Raw genomic sequence first — 17,475 nt, 5'->3', positions numbered from 1 at the left:
GGGGCGAGGCCACCGCCGCTGACCCCGCCGCGCCCACCTCGCCGGCCGCACAAACCCTCAGCAACGTGGCCTATGCCAGCACCTCGGCTGCCCAGAAGATGGACATCTACATGCCGGCGGGTGCTGGCCCCTTTCCGGCGGTGGTGCTCATTCACGGCGGGGCCTTCAAGGCGGGGCCTTCAAGGCGGGCGACAAAGCCATGGATGCCGCGAACGCCGCCACCTTGGTGGCCAATGGCTATGTGGCCGTGGCCATCAACTACCGTTTGAGTGGCGAAGCCAAGTTCCCGGCGGCCGTGCATGACGCCAAAGCCGCCGTCCGCTACATCCGCGCCAAGGCCAGCGAGTACCGCATCAACCCTGACAAGATCGGAGTTTGGGGCGCCTCTGCGGGCGGCCACCTGTCTGCCATGCTTGGCACCACCGCCGGGGACACTTACCTAGAGGGCACCCAGGGCGCGTATCTCGGTGTGTCGTCGCGCGTACAGGCCAGCATTGACTGGTTTGGCCCCATCAACTTTGCCACCATGGTCAGCGAAGGTTTGGCCTTGGGATTTGCCTCCACTTATAACGTTGATAATGAGTCTGCTTATTTGGGCGTGAATGCCAACGACCCGGCCAACAATGAACTGGTGCAGCAATCCAACCCCAGCCGCTACATCGACGCGCAAGACCCGCCGTTTTGGATCCAGGTCGGCGGTGCGGACCCGCTGATTCCCTACACCCAGAGCCTGAACTTCTACACGGCGCTCAAGGCGGTGCTGGGCGATGCCAAGGTGAGCTATGAAAAGCTCGAAGGCGCCGGGCACGGTGGCGCGCAGTTCTCCACCACGGCCAACCTGGACAAAGTGGTGGCCTTTCTCAACAGCCACCTGAAGTAAGGGGGGCTTGGCCGTTTGGCAGCGGCAGTTGAGCTTCCAACAACAGCCCCTTGCCCTCAGCACCCGGGCTCATCAGCCATCGCCCAGCCAGCGACCAGACACGCTCCTGCATGCCAACGAGCCCATTGCCGCGCTGTTGGGCGGCATCGGCTTGCTCAATGCCTCCGCCGTTGTCCTCTACGGCCCAGTGCAGCGAAGAGCCGCCTTCGCGCTGCTGCAGGTCTAGACTGAGGCGAAGCTCTACCCTGGTGGCATGAGCGTGCTTGGAGGCATTTGTAAGAGCCTCTTGGCTGAGGCGATACACGGCCAGGGCCACTTCTCGAGGTAGCCGGGCCTGTGGGTCGATACCGCCGTGATCGAAGGCAAATTGAGTACCTGTTTGAGTGCGCTGCCAGCTCGCGACCAGCTCGCCCAATATGTCCAGGAGCTGACCACTGGTCAAAGCCGCAGAACCGCCATCGTGGCTCTTGTCCCCCAAAGGGCGAAGACGGTCTAGCAAGTGGCGCACATCGAGCTGTATCTCTGCGCAGCGATCAGACATGCTGGAGACCACGGCCAGCGCCTCGGGTCGGTCGGACAGTGTGCGGCTGAGCCAAGCGGTGTTGAAGCGCAAGGTCGTCAGGCGCTGGCCCAACTCGTCATGCAGCTCTCTGGCCAAATGGGCGCGCTCTTCTTCTTGCAGGGTGTAGACCTTTTGGCTCAATGTGCGTCGTGCGGCCTCAGCGCTTTCCAAGGCCATGGCCAAATGACGAAGTGCTGCAGCGATGCATTCCAACTCCCGAACGGGCATGTTCTGCAGAGATTGAACTGGCTTTAAGTCTTGCCGTTCAATGGCCTGGATCGCGTCGAGCACGGTGGACAGTGGCTTGAAGGCCAGCAGCAGATTCCACCGCATCACAGCCAACAGACCCGCGATGCAGCCCAACATGATCAGCAATGAGCCTGCCATGTCTTGCACCGCCTCTTGCAATTCGCCTTCGGTGCTGGCGCTCAGGGTCACCGTCCAGGGACCATCAAGCTCACGCTCAATGGTCCAGCTCACGGGCTGGTGCTTAGGCGGGTCAAAGGCTTCTCGGTGCCATTGGGCAATGCGGCGCAGTGCTGCTGGCGTATCCGATCCCGAAGAGAAGATGCGGCGCCCATTGGTCGTGGAGATGTCGACTTGCAGATGGCGCAGTGGCCCTTCGGACTCAATGCGCCTCAACGTCTCGATGGCCGCTCGCTCATCAAGCTTGGTCAGCCCGGCCAGGTGCGCTACCAGGTCGGCCAAGGTGGCCGCGGCGGCGACTTCTTCTTCAACAGCATCGTTGGTTCGAGTCACGCCCAGCAGCAAGGCCAGGGCCACGGCCACCACGCCCACCAGCGAAGAGCGTCGCATGACCAGGCGCGGCAAGTCCCAGGGCAGTGGGGATTTCATGGGAAACCCTCACATCTGTACCAAGCCTTGTTCCATCGCGAGACGCAGCAGCTTGAAGTCGCTGCGCATCTCCAGCTTTTGGCGCACCAGTGACATGGTGTTGAACACGGTCTTCTCGCTGATGTGAAGGGCATTGGCGATTTCATCCGTCGCCTGCCCACCGGTGGCCAGTCTCAAGACATCAAACTCCCTGGGCGTGAGCCTTTGCAGGGGCGTGGTTTGGCCTTGTTTGGCTGCATCGTGCAAGAGGATCTCGGCCACATCACTGGAGCACACGCGACGTCCATACGCCACGTCGCGAATGGCGAGCACCATCTCGTGTGGGTCACTGTCTTTGGTCAGATAGCCGGTGGCACCAGCGCGCAACGCCTGCTGCACAAAGCTCTCTTGCGCATGCATGGTGAAGACCAGCATCTTGATGCGCGGGTCACGCTCGCGCAGGCGGCGCATGGCCTCAAAGCCACTGTCACCCTTGAGGCTGAGATCAATCACTGCTACATCGACCACCTGCTCTCGCAAGGCCTCGCAGGCCTGTGCAGAGTTCGCGGCTTCGGCCACCACATGCATATCGGTCTCGGCCTCTATGAGCATGCGGTAACCCGCACGTACCACGGCGTAATCGTCCAACAGAAGCACTCGAATCACGGGCTGTCTCCGTCTTTGTTGTGCAGTATTTGCAAGCAAGAAGCACGCCCCAATGAGGGTCTCAAGGCGGGAATGCTTCCCGTCTTGCATGGGACTCCCTCCCGAGACGCCTCAAGCTTGAATTCTTAGACTGCATTCACCCACAACAAGGAGACATCCATGCCCCTGAACTCATCATCCCCACGTATCCTTCAAGCGCTGGCTGCCGCCGCGCTGGTTGCACTCGGTGCCGCCAGCACCTCGGCTTTTGCTGTCAAGAACGTCAGTTGGGAAGACATTGCCAACGACGACAAGACCGGCCAGGACGTGCTGAACTACGGTCTTGGCCTCAAGACCCAGCGCCACAGCACGTTGCGACAGATCAACACCAAGAATGCGGACCAACTGGTGCCGGCCTGGAGCTTTTCTTTCGGCGGTGAGAAGCAACGCGGCCAAGAGGCTCAGGCCCTGGTGCACGACGGTGTCATCTATGTGACCAGCTCGTACTCGCGCTTCCATGCCTTGGACGCAAAGACTGGCAAGCAACTGTGGATGTATGAGCACCGCCTGCCGGATGACATCCGCCCGTGCTGCGACGTGGTCAACCGTGGCCCTGCCATTTATGGCGACAAGGTCTACTTTGGTACCTTGGATGCCCGCATCGTGGCGCTCGACCGCGCTACCGGCAAGGTGGTGTGGAACGAGAAATTCGGTGACCACAAGATCGGCTACACCATGACAGGTGCCCCCACCATCGTCAAAGAGAAGAACGGTCGTGTGCTGTTGATTCACGGCTCGTCAGGTAACGAGTTCGGCGTTGTGGGCTGGCTCTTTGCCCGCGACCCAGACACCGGTGCTGAAGTATGGGCTCGACCCCTGGTCGAGGGCCATACCGGCCGCTTGGAGGGCAAACCGGGCACACCCACGGGTGACCCCAAAGCTCCGAGTTGGCCAAGAGACAAGGACGGCAACCTGGTGGAGGCCTGGAACCATGGTGGCGGCGCACCGTGGCAGTCTGCAGCCTTTGATGCGGAGACCAACACCATCGTGATTGGCGCGGGCAACCCAGCGCCGTGGAACACCTGGAAGCGAACCAAGGAAGGCGACGATCCTCAAAACTGGGACAGCCTTTTCACCTCGGGCCAAGCCTATGTGGACGCGAGCACTGGCGAGCTGAAGGGCTTTTTCCAGCACACGCCTAACGATGCTTGGGACTTCTCTGGCAATAACTCGGTGGTGCTGTTTGAGTACAAGGACAAAGACGGCAAAACCGTCAAGGCCAGCGCCCATGCGGACCGTAACGGTTTCTTCTTCGTGACGGACCGCAGCAAGCTGGCCACCGGTGCGGGCTATCCGAACAAGCCCACGTCGCTCATCAATGCTTGGCCCTTTGTAGACGGCATCACCTGGGCCAAGGGATTTGACCTGAAGACCGGCCGACCCATCGAGACGGGTAACCGTCCGCCACAGCCTCAGGCGGGTCAAGACAAGGGTAAGGCGGTTTTTGTCTCGCCACCGTTCTTGGGTGGCACCAACTGGATGCCCATGTCCTACAGCCCCGACACCGGCTTGTTCTACATCCCGGGCAACCACTGGGCCATGGACTATTGGACTGAGAACCTGACTTACAAAGCGGGCTCTGCTTATTTGGGTCAAGGCTTCCGCATCAAGCGCTTGTATGACGATCATGTGGGCATCCTGCGCGCCATCGACCCCAAGACCGGCAAGATCGCTTGGGAAAAAAAGGAGAAGTTCCCGCTGTGGGCCGGCACCATGACCACTGCCGGTGGCTTGCTGGTGACGGGCACTTCGGACGGCTTTGTCAAGGTCTTTGATGCCAAGAACGGCAAGGAGCTGTGGAAGTTCCAGACGGGCTCTGGCGTCGTCTCGGTGCCCATCACTTGGGAGCAAGATGGCGAACAGTACATCGGCTTGTCCTCGGGTTACGGCGGTGCGGTGCCGCTCTGGGGTGGAGACATGGCCGACCTGACCAAGCAAGTCACTCAGGGTGGTAGTTACTGGGTGTTCAAGCTGCCCAAGGCCGCTAAGGTCGCGTCCAAGTGATGCGCGCACCGGCAATCCCAGATGGGCTGGCCGGTGCCTTGTGCGGGATGGCGCTGTGGGCAGCGCTAGGCGGGCTTGCACCCGCCTGGGCGCAGCCTGCAAGTCCGGCCAGTCCGCCCGAGGTCACGGTCATCAATGGCTGCAGGCTCTGGCCCTATGCGCACTGCCCAGGCGCAGACTTGCGGCATGCCGACTTGGTGGGCAAAGACCTGCGTGGCGTGAACTTCGCCGGAGCCCAATTGGCCCGCGCCAACCTGCGCAGCGCCAACTTGGCCGGTGCGGTGCTCGACGGTGCTGATTTGACCGCTGTGCAGGCCTATGCCTTGAACGCCCCGGGTGCATCTTTCAAGAACGCTCGCCTGGTGGGTGCCAATCTGGCGCAAGCGCGCATGTTCCGCGCCGATATGAGCGGTGCAGACCTGACGAGCGCCAGCTTGGAGGCGGCCCGTGTGAACTTGGTGTGGTTTGTTGGCGCCAAGCTCATCAATGCAGAACTGCAGGAGACTAAGTTTGTAGGCAGCAATCTCTTGAATGCCGACATGCAGGGGGCACACCTGCGCTTCACCATTTTCCCGGATGCGAATCTGCAGGGCTGCAAGGCCTGCCCCAAGGACTGGCAATGAGTTTGTGTTTCTCACCATCGCGGGCTCTTCGTGCCTTGGGACTGGCCTTCTGCTTGACCGGGCCATTGCTGGCCCAAGAAGACAACGCTTGGCGCGGCCAGGCCGCAGCCGTTCAAGCAGGCCAAGCGCTCTATGGTCAGCACTGCGCCGAGTGCCATGGGCAAGACGCTAGCCAGCCCTTGGCCGAGGCCCCGGATCTGCGTCGCCTTGACAGCTTCTGCCGCCGTCTCCGAGAAGTCAGCTTGAAAGCAGATTGCACGGCGGATGTGGACCGCTATTTCCTTCGCTCGGTCAATGAAGGAAAGGTGCGGGCTGGCGTGGTGCACATGGCGCCTTGGAAAGGGGTGTTGTCGGAGCAGGACATTTGGGCGATCCGAAGTTTCGTTGAGACCAGGCCGACTGATCCTCCCAAGCGCACCACCAATGTTGACGCACAGCGAGCAAAGGAAGGGTCTTAAGCCGCCATGCATTGATGCCGACAAGCAGGGATGCCCGACACCGCGTCCCTGAACTTGCTCTCGCCTGAACTGATGCACAGCCTGCTGACCCCTTCTAAGGTGTTGGTGGGGCTGTTTGACAGCCAGGACAGGCTGCAGTGGGCCAACCCAGCCTTTTGCGAGGCCCTGGCCGTGGAAGCCGGTGGCCGGACCACCTGGGCGGAGATGATGCGCCACAGCTACACGGCTCGGCGCGGTGCGCTGATTGACACCGACGACTTTGAGTCTTGGTTGGCCTCGGCGGCCTCGCGCCGAGGCAAGCTGCCTTATCGGCAGTTTGAGGCCGACCTCTGCGATGGCCGTTGGATCTTGATGACCGAGACGGTGGACGAGTGTGGCTGGATGCTGTGCGTGGCCACCGATGTCAGCGACCTGGCGCGCGACCACCGTGACCTGCGCGTGGCCCGAGACCAGGCCCAGCGGGCCAGCTTGATGGATTCGCTGACCGGCATTGGCAACCGCAGCTTTGTGATGGAGCAGTTAGACCTCTGCCTGGCCGAGCGCAAGCCCGGCCCGCTGTGTGTGGCGATGGCGGACCTGGACCACTTCAAGCACATGAACGACAACTACGGCCATGCCGGTGGCGACGCCGTGCTGCGCGACTTTGCGCGCCTGCTGCAAGCCGGCTTGCGGCGGGTGGACGCCTGCGGCCGCGTGGGCGGCGAGGAGTTCATGGTGGTGCTGCAAGGCATCGCCTTGAGCGAAGCCCAGCAAGTCATGCAGCGTTTGCTGGAGTCCGTGCGTGCCTCGCGCCCCTTGCGCCATGACCCGGACGTGGGCTATCGCGTCTCCATCGGTTTGGCCCAGGCCTTGCCGCAGGAGTCTGCCCAGGCACTGGTCAGCCGTGCCGACGCAGCGCTCTATCAAGCCAAGCGTCAGGGGCGTGACCAGTGCGTGCTGGCCTGAGGGGCTGACCCTCAGCGCTGCACATTGCGCCGGATCACCGTGGCCAAGTCGCCATCGGTGAAGGGCTTGGCCAGGTAGTCGTCCATGCCGGCGTCCAGCGCACGCTCGCGGTCGCCTTCCAGCGCGTTGGCCGTGAGCGCCACGATGGGCACATGGGCTTGGCCGGTGATCTGCTCTAGCGCGCGGATCTGCCGTGTCGCCTCAAAGCCGTCCATGCCGGGCATCTGGCAGTCCATCAAGATCAGGTCGTAGCGGGCTGCGGCATAGCGGGTGACGGCCTGGCTGCCGTCTTCCGCTTGGTCATGCTGTATGCCCAGCGCCTTCAAGATGGCACCAGCCACCAGCGCGTTGACGAGGTTGTCTTCCACCAGCAAGACCTTGAGGTCGTCCAGTGGCACCGAGGGGTTGATGTGGGTATCGAACTGCACCATCGGCGCTGAGGGCGGCAGGCTCAGCGTCAACTTAAAGGTGGTGCCATGTCCGTGTTGAGATTGGCACACCAGCTCGCCCTTCATGGCCCGCGCAATCTCGCGTGAGATGGTCAGGCCCAGGCCCGTGCCACCGTGTCGGCGGCGGTCGGTGTCGTCCACCTGATGAAAGGGGCTGAACACGGCCTCTAATTGGTCAGCCGGTATGCCTTCGCCGCTGTCTTGCACCTCAATCACCGTGCTGCCATCGGATTGGTGGTGGCTGCGCAAAGACACGCCGCCATGCTCGGTGAACTTCACCGCATTGCCCACCAAGTTGATGAGGATCTGGCGCAGGCGGGTTGGGTCGCCCACCACCCAATGCTCGCCGATGGGGTTGCACATCAGGTTCAGCCTCAGACCCTTTTCTTCGGCCTGCGCGGTGGAGACGGCCATCACGCTTTCCAGCAGCGCGCGCAGGTCAAATTGGCGCTGCGCCAGTTGCATGTGGCCGCCGTCGATCTTGGAGTAATCCAGCACGTCGTTGATCACGCCCAGCAGGTGCTCACAGGTGCGTTGCAGCATTTGCAAATGGCTGACTTGTTCGGGCTTGGCTGCCGGCTGGTGATCGGCCTCAATCAGCCGGGCTAGGCCCAGCATGCCGTGCAGGGGCGTGCGAAGTTCGTGGCTCATGGTGGCCAAGAAGCGGTCTTTGACGGCGCTGTTGCGTTGGGCCAAGTCCAGCGCTTGCTGGCGCTGCCGGGCCAGGTCATCCATTTGGAAGCGCAGGCGCAGCATCGAGCGCGTGTGCTCGGCCGAGCGCTTGCCTTCGGAGATCACGATAAACAGGAAGACACTCAAACCCAAGGCGGTGAACCACCCCACTGGCGTGCCCAAAAAGAGGTGATAGAAGATGCCCGGCACTAAGAGCGGCAAAGCCATGGCCACCAGGGTTCTGAAGCTCATGGCCATGACCACCAGGGCCAGCCCAGCAATGGCCACCACGGTGGTCAACAGGGTGGCGCCCATCACCGGGTCGTTGGGCGGTTGCATCACTGAGCCCAGCAAGCCAAACATGGCGCCGTCGGCAAACAGTGTCCATTCAAAGCGGCGCACCCAATACGGGCCTTTGGCGGGGTCGTCGCGCTTGAAGCGCATGGTCACCCACAGGCGTGCGCTACTGGTCAGGCACTTGCCGGCAAACCAAAATATCAGCAGCCCCATGGGGGTGTAAGACCACATCAGCCAGCACAGCAGCGCCGCCACGGGAATACCCAGCATGGTGGTCTTGCGGGAACGCTCGAACACCATGGCCGCTTGGGCAATGCGGATCTGCTGCTCCACCGCCGCCGAGTCCGGCGGCGTGTCATAGAGGGTGGGGGTACTCGTACTCATGGCCAATACGGCCAGTCTATGCATAAAGACCCGTCCGCAAAGCCTCAAATTAACCCGCTTTAGGGATTACGCGAGGGGCTTGGGAATGCTGGGCGCAAACTTGCTGCGCTTAAGCGCAAAGTAGCTTTTGACATTGCGCACATTGGCGTCTTGGGTGAACAACACCTGGGTCAACGCCGCAAAGGCCGCCATGCTGGGCGCCCAGACCACCAGCACAAAGTCAGGCCCCGGCGAGACCTGCCAGCACTGCTGCACCGCTGGGTGGGCCAGCACCCGGGCCTCAAACGCCGCTTGGTGCTCGGCGCCTTGGCGGTCTAGAGAGACCTCGCAGATCGCACTCAGGCCCTGGCCGCCCGCCGTGGGCGCCACCAGCGCGGAGATGCGCTCGATGACGCCTCCCTCGCGCAGCCGCTTGACGCGCCGCAGTGCCGTGGCTGGGCTGCACAGCGCCGCAGCGGCCAGCGCATGGTTGGTCAGGCTGGCGTCTGTTTGCAGTAGGTCCAGCAGCCGCCAATCCAGCTCGTCTAGGGTGATTGATTCATCCATCTATGTATCGTAAATGAAATAAATAATCTATGAACGCGTGATGTGAATTAAAAGTTCATTGGCGTAGAAAAATTGAAAGCTTAATTCTTAAGTGCAGGGCTACGATCTGCCCCATCGCAAAACGCGGCCCTGGCCGCAGCAACGGGAGTATTCAAAGCATGTGTGGCATCGTCGGCGCCGTCAGCGCAAACAACATCGTTCCTATCCTGGTGCAAGGCCTGCAGCGCCTGGAGTACCGGGGCTATGACTCCTGCGGCGTGGCCGTGCACCAGGGCGGCGAGCTGCGCCGCAGCCGCTCCACCTCCCGCGTGGCCGAGCTGCGCACCATGACGGAAGACGACGGCGTGGCCAGCGGCACCGGCATTGCCCATACCCGTTGGGCTACCCACGGTGCCCCGGCCGTGCATAACGCCCACCCCCACTTCAGCCGCGGCCAGATTGCGCTGGTGCACAACGGCATCATCGAAAACCACGACGAGCTGCGCGACGAGCTCAAAGCCAAAGGCTACGAGTTTGAGAGCCAAACCGACACCGAGGTCATCGCCCACCTGGTGCACCACCTCTATGACGGCGACCTGCTGGAGGCCGTCAAGGGCGCAGTGCTGCGCCTCAAGGGCGCCTACGCCATTGCCGTGTTCTGCCGCGACGAGCCCGGCCGCGTGGTGGGCGCCCGTGAAGGCTCGCCCCTGATCTTGGGCGTGGGCAGCGATGCCGACCCGACAGCTCGCTACTTGGCGTCAGACGCCATGGCCCTGGCCGGGGTGACCGACCGCATCGTCTACCTGGAAGAGGGCGACGTGGTCGACCTGCAATTGGGCAAGCACTGGGTGCTGGCGCGCGATGGTGAGCGCTTCAAGCCCACCGAGCGCGAGGTCAAGATCGTGCAGGCCCACAGCGGCGCGGCCGAGCTGGGCCCTTATCGCCACTACATGCAGAAGGAAATCTTCGAGCAGCCCCGCGCCCTGGCCGACACCCTGGAGGGCGTGGAAGGCATCACCCCCGAGCTGTTTGGCGACGGCGCTTACAACGTGTTCAAAAACGTTGACCGCGTGCTCATCTTGGCCTGCGGCACCAGCAGCTACTCAGGCATGACGGCCAAGTACTGGCTGGAAAGCATTGCCAAGATCCCCTGCAATGTGGAGATCGCCAGCGAATACCGCTATCGCGATAGCGTGCCCGACCCGCGCACCCTGGTGGTCACCATCAGCCAAAGCGGCGAGACGGCCGACACCCTGGCTGCGCTCAAGCACGCCCGCAGCCTGGGCATGGAGCACACCCTGACCATCTGCAACGTGGCCACCAGCGCCATGGTGCGCGAGTGCAAGCTGGCCTACATCACCCGCGCTGGCGTGGAAGTGGGCGTGGCCAGCACCAAGGCCTTCAGCACCCAATTGGCCGGCCTGTTCTTGCTGACCCTGGCCTTGGCCCAAGTGCGCGGCCACCTGACGGAAGAGCAAGAAGCCCAGCACCTCAAAGCCATGCGCCACCTGCCCGTGGCCCTGCAAGCCGTGCTGGCCCTGGAGCCCCAAGTCGTGGCCTGGGCCGAAGCCTTTGCCCGCAAAGAAAACGCCCTGTTCCTGGGCCGTGGCCTGCACTACCCCATCGCCCTGGAAGGCGCGCTCAAGCTCAAAGAGATCAGCTACATCCACGCCGAGGCCTACCCCGCCGGCGAGCTGAAGCACGGCCCCCTGGCCCTGGTAACGGCCGAAATGCCCGTGGTCACCGTCGCCCCCAACGACGCCCTGCTCGAAAAACTCAAGAGCAACCTGCAAGAAGTGCGCGCCCGCGGCGGCGAACTCTTTGTGTTTGCCGACGACGACACCAAGATCGAATCCAGCCCCGGCCTGCACGTCATCCGCATGCCCGAGCACTACGGCGCCCTGTCACCCATCTTGCACGTTGTGCCGCTGCAGTTGCTGGCGTATCACACGGCGTGTGCGCGGGGGACGGATGTGGACAAGCCCAGAAATCTCGCAAAATCTGTGACCGTCGAATGACGGTTACAGGCTTGGGCGCTTTGCTGTTCTTTGCCATTAATGTCTGAGACAGTGCATTAGAGTCTGATGCGAGGTTTGGCGCTTGAGGGGTGGCAACTTCAGTCTGGAAGCGGCCGTCCAACTCGACGCACCTGCATGACCACTCAAGATCAATCTGCAGTTCTGCTCCGGATGGACTTGGCCCGAAGATGGTGCCGACAGGCCCAAGCTCGTCCTGCCTCAGCCGGCACGCAGTCGAGCCCTGTGAGGCCGATGCTGTTGGGCTCGCGACGCGAGCCTACCTGCAGTTTGCGCTCCAGACGCAATGTCTGGCTCACAATCGACGCATGCGCTACATCTGCCTCGATTGCCTCAAAGAGCCGTACCTTCGTCAGACGCTAAAGACTGAGCAGCAGGTCTGCCACTACTGCGAGATGGATCGACCGTGTGCCAGGCTCTTCGACGTGGCCTACGAATGCGACCGCGTTCTGGACACGCATTTCGAGCCCACGCATTTGGACGATGCCGTGGTCATTTACGAGCGGGACCCGGCTGGATCTCCGCTTAAGGAGACGCTCGGGGATCTGAACGTCGTTCGTAGCGAGGCAATCGACGACCTGGTTGAAGACTTGAATTTCCTGTGGTTCGACCGGCAAACTATGCAAAGCAAGTATTCGCTTGAGGACGCGGCTGAAGTGCCCTGGTTCCGGTTGCGGGCCGATCTTGGCGAGCCCGTAAGCAGCGCTTGGCGCCAAATGAACAAAAGCCTTCAGCAGGAAGCCCGCTACGTGAACCCTATGGCGATGCGCGTACTCGAAACAGTGCTCGGCAACATCGATGCGGACGACACGGACGACGGGCAGCCCGTTGTCATCGTCGCGGGCCCTGGCACTGGGCTGACGACACTCTTCCGCGCGCGAGTCTTCCAACTCGAGCAACACCTTACCGAAGCGCTCGGCCACCCGGCACGCCTCCTCGGGACGCCCGCGCCTGGGATCGGCCAGGCAGGCCGCATGAATGCAAAGGGTCAGCCAACCTTCTATGGCGCAACAACGGTCGACGTGGCGATGGCCGAGGTTCGTCCGCCAGTTGGCGCCTGGGTGGCTACGGCTGCATTCGAACTCGTCCGTCCGGTCCGTCTGCTCGACCTCCGAAGCCTGGAGCGAGTTCGCATACCCGCCGGGCTGAGCTACTTCGACCCCGCCACAACGGCGATGGCGCAGCGCCGCGACTTCCTGAAGACCCTGTCCTTGCGCCTCGCTCAACCGGTGATGCCCGATCTGCAAGAACGCGATTACCTTGTGACTCAAGTGATCGCCGACTACCTCGCTACCCGAGAGAAGGCTCCGATCGACGGAATCATTTATCCGTCTGTGCAGCGTCGGGACGCCGACCTCGCCGAAGGGTTCAACATCGCCCTGTTCGCACGTGCCTCAGGTGTCGTTGGCGCGTCGGGCAAGCCTCTCGGCAAGGCTTATCTGTGGGAGCGCGAAGAAGGTGACACGTGGATCGATCCCTGGATCGTGGAACCGCGATCCGCAACTGCTTCAGCGGCCGACGGGTTCGACGATGTCGTCGATTGGCCTTCGGCTCGCCCCGACCACTCGTCAGAGACCTTAAAGCTTGTGAAGGACATGATCGCGATCCACGAAATCACTGGAATCCAGATCTCTCGCAGAGACCACCAAGTACGCGTGCAGTCGTGATTTCGCGCGCCGTGGCTGGTTGCCGCTGACTGACCCATTTGCAGCGGAGGGTCGTCGTCCGCGCTTCTGTCGGATTAGACTGTTTCCGCGGCAGGGCAGCCGATCGGTTAGCAGAGTAGCGGCCGTAACAGCTCGGAAGATTCTCATGTTCATCAAGGAACGCCAGACCGGACTGATGCGCATCAATCGTCCTCTAGCCCCAGGTTCTCCTGAGGCGATGCAGGCGGCCATCGCCCGCCCTCCACGCGCCCCTGAAACCAACGGTGCATGGCCGCGTCTTTCACCGCATATTCCCCTTGCGCCGACTTCCGGACAAAGGCCGGGGTGCGCTGCCGAAGCGACTCCAAAGCCTTTTGCGCCTGCTGCACGCTGACGGGGCGGCCGAGCTTCTCTCGACAGAAACGCAGGGCTTCGGCGTCATACGGGCGAAAGCGTGGCCCTTGGCTCAACATGCGCCACAGCAAGGTCTGCTCGGTGGCTTTGAGGCCCAGATAGTCGGACTCCATCTGCGCTTCATCTTGGGCTTGCTGGTCCCGCGCGGCCTGTTGCAGCGCAGGCTCAAAGCGCCCGCTGTGGCCCGCCAAGGGGCTGAGGACTGCGCCCATGGCCGCCATGAAGAACTGCGGCCTGTGGCCAAAGGCGGTGCTCTTGAAGTGGTGCATGCGGCTTGCCTCGCCCAGCCCTGGGCAGGTGTGTGCCTTGTCGACCGTGGCGTTGATGAAATATAACTCTGTATTGCATAATAACAATATAAATGTTATTGTGCTAAATATAGTTATATAAGAGATGCAGTGATTCCCAAAAGCACCGTTCTGCACTACCTCCGCGAGGTCTTAGGCCTAGAAGCGCCAGACGTAAAGCCCTGGCCCCGCGCCAAGGAGCTGCCGTACTTCCTGCGAGACGCCTTCCAGTTCAGCGAGCTGGAGTTGCTGGGGCGGCCCGTTGTCCTGGCGATAAGTCGTGCAAAGGACAAACAGTCCCTCAGCGACATCCGGACCTGGCTGAACAAGGTGATGGCCGTGGCTGGCCAGCCTGCGGTTTACGTGACGGATGCTCTGGCCTCTTATGAGCGCCGCCGCCTGATCGAGCACAAGGTGCCGTTCATCGTGCCGGGTAACCAGCTCTATCTGCCGGACCTGGGGCTGGACCTGCGCGAGTACTTTCGGCGGCATGTGGTGGCTGTAGATGCGCTGAGCCCTTCGGCCCAAGCCATGTTGATCACCGCCTTGCTGCGCCAGCCCTGGCAAGCCGATTGGCTGCCCTCTAAGGTGGCAGCGGACTTGGGCTATACGCCCATGACGCTGTCGCGCGCGGTGAAGGAGCTGACCGCGGCCGGGCTAGCCACCGCCTACACGGTGGGCCGCACGCGCTGGCTGCGCATGGAGTTGCCGCCCGAGCAGCTCTGGGAGCGTGCCAAGCCCGCACTGCGAACGCCGGTCAGGCGCGTGGTTTGGGTGGAAGGCGGCCACCAGGGCCTTGCACCTTCGCACGGCCGCATGGCGGGCGTCAGCGCACTCGCCCACCATTCCATGCTGGCCGAGCCGAAGTGGCCGGTGTATGCGATGACCACAGCCGACTGGAAGGCTGCGGTGGATGCCGGGGTGCGAGAGCTGCCGATGCCAGAGGATGGCGCACAAGAATGGCAGCTGTGGAGCTACAGCCCAGCGCTAGTGCCTGACTCCGCCACGGTAGACCTGCTGTCGCTGACGCTCAGCCTGCAAGACAAGGCTGACGACCGAGTACAGCTCGCCCTGGATGAGCTGAAGGGGCAACTTCCGTGGTGAGGGGGTAAGGCGTTCGTCTATCGATTTCCAAAGTCTACAGAGTCAGCACCTGTTTTCTTACTTGGTAATACAATTCGCTCTCTAAGCCCGCCCAACTACCTCAACACCGGATCACGACCATGCTGTCCACTCTTACCAGCAAAGGCCAGGTCACCATTCCCCAAGCCCTGCGCCAGCGCCTAGGGCTGGTGCCCGGGCAGGCTGTGGAGTTTGCTATCAGTGACGACGCCACCTGCATTACCCTGCGTCCGACACCCTCGGTGCGTCAACTGCCGCAGCAGGGCTTTGGCATGGTGAAGGTCAGTGGCCCCCATGTGCCCGCCGATTGGGACGCCGCCAGCCTGCTCAAGCCATGAGTCAGCGCCCCCACCGCACGGCGCGTTTGACGGGGTTGGACACCAATGTGCTGGCCCGCTACTACGTGCAGGCCGACAACACCGATGCGGCCACCGCCCAGCAATGCGAGAGCGCCCGTGCATTGCTCGAAAGCGGCAAACCCCTGTTTGTGCCGACCACCGTGGCACTGGAACTGGAGTGGGTGCTGCGCGGCTTCTACAAGCTGCCGCCCGACACCGTGGCCGCCGTTTTTAGCCACTTGTTGGCCATGCCACATGTGCAGTTGCAAGACCGGCAAGCCTTGCAAAGCGCCTGCGATGCGCTGGGCCAGGGCTTTGACTTTGCCGACGCCCTGCACCACGCCAGCAGCCGCCACTGCGACGCCTTGGCCACCTTCGACGACAAGGGGTTCGCCAAACGTGCAGCCGACAAAGGCTGGGTGCCAAAGGTGCTGGTGCCCTAAGGGCGGCGATCTTGAGCCCTGTTGCAGGCGTGAGCGCCCGTGCAACTCAGGCAGCTGACTCGGCCAACACCGTCGCCATCCGCCGCACCCCACTAAAGATGGCGCTCGCCACCTTCTCTGGAAAGTCCGCAGGCAGCCTCGCCGCCACGGCCGCAATGGCAGGCGCCAGGCCCTCCAGCACCTCTTCAATGACATCCTCCGCACTCTCGCGTTGGAAGAACTTTGCAGCCACCGCATTGAAGTGGCGGCGCTGGATGTTTTTGAAGTGATAGTGCCGGTTCTTGCTGTGCAGCGCCATGGCGAGCTTGGCTTTGTGCCAAGAGAGATGGCTGGCGCTGTTGCCCTCTACGGGCCAGATGGACATCACGTCGTAGAACGGCGTCAGCGCGTAGCGGCCGCGCGGCAAGATGCGCAGGCTGAAGTTTTTGGCGTGGCCGTCGGGGGCGGCCATCATCCAAAACAGTAACTGCGTCTTGAGGAAGTTCTTGAGGTCGGCTTGTGCGTTCACAGAGCCCACCAGCAGTTGCGCGATGTCGGCCATGCCTGGCCCGCCATCGGCTTCGTACTTGCGGTGCGGCGCTGTGCCGGTGGCTTGGCAAAAGTCTTCTTGCGCCAGGCGCATCAGCCAGGTGCCGGAGGAGTGCATTTGCCGGTCAAACCGCTCCACGCACAGCACCTTCTGCCGTCCGAACTGGAGCATGGCCGTCTTGGCGGTGGGCAGGCCCAGCTCGCGCAGCAGCTCCATGCAAAGCCACTCGTTCTCTACGGATGTCCCGAAGTCGGCCTTGCGCGCACCCACCAAACCGATGGGCAGCTTCAGGATGTGCGTGGTGGGCGTGGCCCCGTGCGGGCGCTTCCATTGGCCCTCATGCCACAAGAGCGCGGTCTTCTCTTGGGCGCCAGCCAGAGAGAGGCGAAAGTGCTCGTCGTCTTCCGCGCGCGGGTGCCCGCCTGAGCCTGCCGCCAGCAACAGCTGTTGCTCCACGTCGCCCTCGTCCAGCGTGGTGCCCTCTATGCGGGTGACCGTGGCGGGCTGCTCGTCTGCTCCCAGCAGTTGGATGGCGCCTACGCAGTCACGTCCAATGGCTTCGAGCAAGTCAAAGGCTTCTAGGGTGTCGGTCTTGAACCGGGTGGCCAGGCGCCTGCGGATGGACTCGCTGTCGGGCAGCAGGTTGTCAAAGTAGTGGCTGACCGGGGCACCGCGCAAGGCCTGCTCGCCGGTGAAGGGCAGCGAGAGCGACAGCGGCCGCCCGGCCTTTGAGGCCATCCAGCCCGCGTCGTAGACGAGTTCCATGTCGCCCCGGGCCGGTAGGGTCCAGGTGCCGACCCGCTCGCCATTGGCCCAGACGGAGAGGGCCCGAGTTTTGGTGGCGCGTCCCATGCTGGCCTGCCTACCACTCCACCTGGCCTGCGGGCGGCACGCCAGCACCGCCCCGGGGCTGCACCTGCAATTCAAGGCCCAGCGCAGCGAAGATGGCCAAGAGCTGGTCCACCCGCATAGAGCCTGGGTCGGTCTCCAGCTCAGACACGCGGTTTTGGCTCAGGCCCAGTTTGGCGGCCAGTTGCTTCTGGCTCAGCTTGGCGCTCTTGCGCTCAGCGCGCAGCACCAAGCCAAGCTGGCTAGGGACGGAGAGGATTTGTGTCATGGGTCAAGGCGGCGCGGCAGGCGCATCGCTAAAGCCGATATTCATATTTTATCGGCATTGGCGATAAATGCAAGAAATCGCTTAGCAGGCTGCTGAAATACCGACCGGTTGTGATGGTCGAGCGAGGCGCAGCGAGGACAATGTGAGCATCTCGATCTGAGAGAGACCTATGCGCGGCGCCGACACCTTCACCGAGAGCCTGTTC

General features: G+C 62.5%; 16 protein-coding genes and 2 pseudogenes. 10 read left to right on the top strand and 8 right to left on the bottom strand.

The features are described from left to right. Positions 1-178: 178 nt before the first annotated feature. Positions 179-880, top strand: a pseudogene (locus tag ACIQ3Q_RS16855) (alpha/beta hydrolase fold domain-containing protein); the annotation flags it as partial. Here the strand turns inward: ACIQ3Q_RS16855 and ACIQ3Q_RS16850 are convergent. Both ACIQ3Q_RS16850 and ACIQ3Q_RS16845 read right to left on the bottom strand, forming a co-directional pair. After that, positions 861-2,297 carry a sensor histidine kinase gene (locus tag ACIQ3Q_RS16850; RefSeq protein ID WP_396270345.1) on the bottom strand — a complete coding sequence of 479 codons (1,437 nt, stop codon included), beginning with the start codon at positions 2,295-2,297 and terminating at the stop codon, positions 861-863. The pseudogene ACIQ3Q_RS16855 and the gene ACIQ3Q_RS16850 overlap by 20 nt on opposite strands. Before the next feature lie 9 nt (positions 2,298-2,306). Then, positions 2,307-2,942, bottom strand: a complete 636-nt coding sequence (locus ACIQ3Q_RS16845; protein WP_396270344.1) for a response regulator — start codon at positions 2,940-2,942, stop codon at positions 2,307-2,309. 159 nt (positions 2,943-3,101) lie between these two features. Here ACIQ3Q_RS16845 and ACIQ3Q_RS16840 point away from each other — a divergent pair, with 159 nt between their 5' ends. Next, a complete protein-coding gene (locus ACIQ3Q_RS16840; protein ID WP_396270343.1) occupies positions 3,102-4,985 on the top strand; it encodes a methanol/ethanol family PQQ-dependent dehydrogenase in 1,884 nt (627 codons plus the stop codon). Beyond that, the gene (locus ACIQ3Q_RS16835; RefSeq protein ID WP_396270342.1) at positions 4,985-5,608 is read left to right on the top strand and encodes a pentapeptide repeat-containing protein; all 624 of its coding nucleotides are present in this window, start codon (positions 4,985-4,987) and stop codon (positions 5,606-5,608) included. Before ACIQ3Q_RS16840 ends, ACIQ3Q_RS16835 begins: the two co-directional genes overlap by 1 nt. Positions 5,609-5,619: 11 nt before the next feature. On the opposite strand, the gene ACIQ3Q_RS16830 is transcribed toward ACIQ3Q_RS16835, so the two are convergent. Beyond that, complete coding sequence (locus ACIQ3Q_RS16830) at positions 5,620-5,766, bottom strand: hypothetical protein (RefSeq protein ID WP_396270368.1); 147 nt, start codon at positions 5,764-5,766, stop codon at positions 5,620-5,622. A gap of 6 nt (positions 5,767-5,772) precedes the next feature. On the opposite strand from ACIQ3Q_RS16830, the pseudogene ACIQ3Q_RS16825 reads away from it, so the two are divergent. Continuing rightward, positions 5,773-6,066, top strand: a pseudogene (locus ACIQ3Q_RS16825) (c-type cytochrome); the annotation flags it as partial. Between the two features lie 30 nt (positions 6,067-6,096). Then, positions 6,097-7,011, top strand: coding sequence for a GGDEF domain-containing protein (locus ACIQ3Q_RS16820; RefSeq protein ID WP_396270341.1), 915 nt, complete (start codon positions 6,097-6,099; stop codon positions 7,009-7,011). Positions 7,012-7,022: 11 nt separating this feature from the next. Here the strand turns inward: ACIQ3Q_RS16820 and ACIQ3Q_RS16815 are convergent, their stop codons facing one another. Both ACIQ3Q_RS16815 and ACIQ3Q_RS16810 read right to left on the bottom strand, forming a co-directional pair. Further along, on the bottom strand, positions 7,023-8,813 hold the full coding sequence (locus tag ACIQ3Q_RS16815) for an ATP-binding protein (RefSeq protein WP_396270340.1): 1,791 nt from the start codon (positions 8,811-8,813) through the stop codon (positions 7,023-7,025). A 66-nt stretch (positions 8,814-8,879) separates the two neighbouring features. Further along, positions 8,880-9,359, bottom strand: coding sequence for an Lrp/AsnC family transcriptional regulator (locus ACIQ3Q_RS16810; RefSeq protein ID WP_396270339.1), 480 nt, complete (start codon positions 9,357-9,359; stop codon positions 8,880-8,882). Between the two features lie 158 nt (positions 9,360-9,517). On the opposite strand from ACIQ3Q_RS16810, the gene glmS reads away from it, so the two are divergent. Continuing rightward, positions 9,518-11,356: a glutamine--fructose-6-phosphate transaminase (isomerizing) gene (gene glmS, locus ACIQ3Q_RS16805; RefSeq protein WP_396270338.1), complete on the top strand. Its 1,839-nt coding sequence runs from the start codon at positions 9,518-9,520 to the stop codon at positions 11,354-11,356. 326 nt (positions 11,357-11,682) lie between these two features. After that, the gene (locus ACIQ3Q_RS16800) at positions 11,683-13,041 is read left to right on the top strand and encodes an RES family NAD+ phosphorylase (protein WP_396270337.1); all 1,359 of its coding nucleotides are present in this window, start codon (positions 11,683-11,685) and stop codon (positions 13,039-13,041) included. A 182-nt stretch (positions 13,042-13,223) separates the two neighbouring features. On the opposite strand, the gene ACIQ3Q_RS16795 is transcribed toward ACIQ3Q_RS16800, so the two are convergent. Continuing rightward, a complete protein-coding gene (locus ACIQ3Q_RS16795) occupies positions 13,224-13,703 on the bottom strand; it encodes a hypothetical protein (RefSeq protein ID WP_396270336.1) in 480 nt (159 codons plus the stop codon). A 129-nt stretch (positions 13,704-13,832) separates the two neighbouring features. On the opposite strand from ACIQ3Q_RS16795, the gene ACIQ3Q_RS16790 reads away from it, so the two are divergent. From ACIQ3Q_RS16790 to ACIQ3Q_RS16780, 3 genes are all read left to right on the top strand, one after another. Continuing rightward, positions 13,833-14,825 carry a hypothetical protein gene (locus ACIQ3Q_RS16790; RefSeq protein WP_396270335.1) on the top strand — a complete coding sequence of 331 codons (993 nt, stop codon included), beginning with the start codon at positions 13,833-13,835 and terminating at the stop codon, positions 14,823-14,825. Between the two features lie 119 nt (positions 14,826-14,944). Beyond that, on the top strand, positions 14,945-15,181 hold the full coding sequence (locus ACIQ3Q_RS16785) for an AbrB/MazE/SpoVT family DNA-binding domain-containing protein (protein WP_396270334.1): 237 nt from the start codon (positions 14,945-14,947) through the stop codon (positions 15,179-15,181). Continuing rightward, positions 15,178-15,624: a type II toxin-antitoxin system VapC family toxin gene (locus ACIQ3Q_RS16780; protein ID WP_396270333.1), complete on the top strand. Its 447-nt coding sequence runs from the start codon at positions 15,178-15,180 to the stop codon at positions 15,622-15,624. The genes ACIQ3Q_RS16785 and ACIQ3Q_RS16780 overlap by 4 nt, the downstream gene beginning before the upstream one ends. A gap of 46 nt (positions 15,625-15,670) precedes the next feature. Here the strand turns inward: ACIQ3Q_RS16780 and ACIQ3Q_RS16775 are convergent, their stop codons facing one another. Together ACIQ3Q_RS16775 and ACIQ3Q_RS16770 are read right to left on the bottom strand one after the other, a co-directional pair. Next, positions 15,671-17,005, bottom strand: a complete 1,335-nt coding sequence (locus ACIQ3Q_RS16775; RefSeq protein WP_396270332.1) for a type II toxin-antitoxin system HipA family toxin — start codon at positions 17,003-17,005, stop codon at positions 15,671-15,673. Between the two features lie 10 nt (positions 17,006-17,015). Continuing rightward, on the bottom strand, positions 17,016-17,270 hold the full coding sequence (locus ACIQ3Q_RS16770; RefSeq protein ID WP_396270331.1) for a helix-turn-helix domain-containing protein: 255 nt from the start codon (positions 17,268-17,270) through the stop codon (positions 17,016-17,018). Between the last annotated feature and the right edge of the window lie 205 nt (positions 17,271-17,475).

The organism is Ideonella sp. (assembly GCF_044358605.1).
GTDB lineage: Bacteria > Pseudomonadota > Gammaproteobacteria > Burkholderiales > Burkholderiaceae_C > Ideonella.
The sequence above is the reverse complement of the archived record's forward strand: the minus strand, read 5'-3'. Positions and strand labels throughout refer to the sequence as shown.

What these genes read in the sequence shown, in the direction of transcription:
- ACIQ3Q_RS16810 (WP_396270339.1), bottom strand. Translation starts at nt 9,359, where the DNA reads ATGGATGAATCAATCACCCTAGACGAGCTGGATTGGCGGCTGCTGGAC.
- ACIQ3Q_RS16830 (WP_396270368.1), bottom strand. Translation starts at nt 5,766, where the DNA reads ATGGCACTCGGCGCAGTGCTGACCATAGAGCGCTTGGCCTGCTTGAAC.
- ACIQ3Q_RS16840 (WP_396270343.1), top strand. Translation starts at nt 3,102, where the DNA reads ATGCCCCTGAACTCATCATCCCCACGTATCCTTCAAGCGCTGGCTGCC.
- ACIQ3Q_RS16785 (WP_396270334.1), top strand. Translation starts at nt 14,945, where the DNA reads ATGCTGTCCACTCTTACCAGCAAAGGCCAGGTCACCATTCCCCAAGCC.
- ACIQ3Q_RS16820 (WP_396270341.1), top strand. Translation starts at nt 6,097, where the DNA reads ATGCCCGACACCGCGTCCCTGAACTTGCTCTCGCCTGAACTGATGCAC.
- ACIQ3Q_RS16800 (WP_396270337.1), top strand. Translation starts at nt 11,683, where the DNA reads ATGCGCTACATCTGCCTCGATTGCCTCAAAGAGCCGTACCTTCGTCAG.
- ACIQ3Q_RS16770 (WP_396270331.1), bottom strand. Translation starts at nt 17,270, where the DNA reads ATGACACAAATCCTCTCCGTCCCTAGCCAGCTTGGCTTGGTGCTGCGC.
- glmS (WP_396270338.1), top strand. Translation starts at nt 9,518, where the DNA reads ATGTGTGGCATCGTCGGCGCCGTCAGCGCAAACAACATCGTTCCTATC.
- ACIQ3Q_RS16815 (WP_396270340.1), bottom strand. Translation starts at nt 8,813, where the DNA reads ATGAGTACGAGTACCCCCACCCTCTATGACACGCCGCCGGACTCGGCG.
- ACIQ3Q_RS16775 (WP_396270332.1), bottom strand. Translation starts at nt 17,005, where the DNA reads ATGGGACGCGCCACCAAAACTCGGGCCCTCTCCGTCTGGGCCAATGGC.
- ACIQ3Q_RS16795 (WP_396270336.1), bottom strand. Translation starts at nt 13,703, where the DNA reads ATGCACCACTTCAAGAGCACCGCCTTTGGCCACAGGCCGCAGTTCTTC.
- ACIQ3Q_RS16850 (WP_396270345.1), bottom strand. Translation starts at nt 2,297, where the DNA reads ATGAAATCCCCACTGCCCTGGGACTTGCCGCGCCTGGTCATGCGACGC.
- ACIQ3Q_RS16780 (WP_396270333.1), top strand. Translation starts at nt 15,178, where the DNA reads ATGAGTCAGCGCCCCCACCGCACGGCGCGTTTGACGGGGTTGGACACC.
- ACIQ3Q_RS16835 (WP_396270342.1), top strand. Translation starts at nt 4,985, where the DNA reads ATGCGCGCACCGGCAATCCCAGATGGGCTGGCCGGTGCCTTGTGCGGG.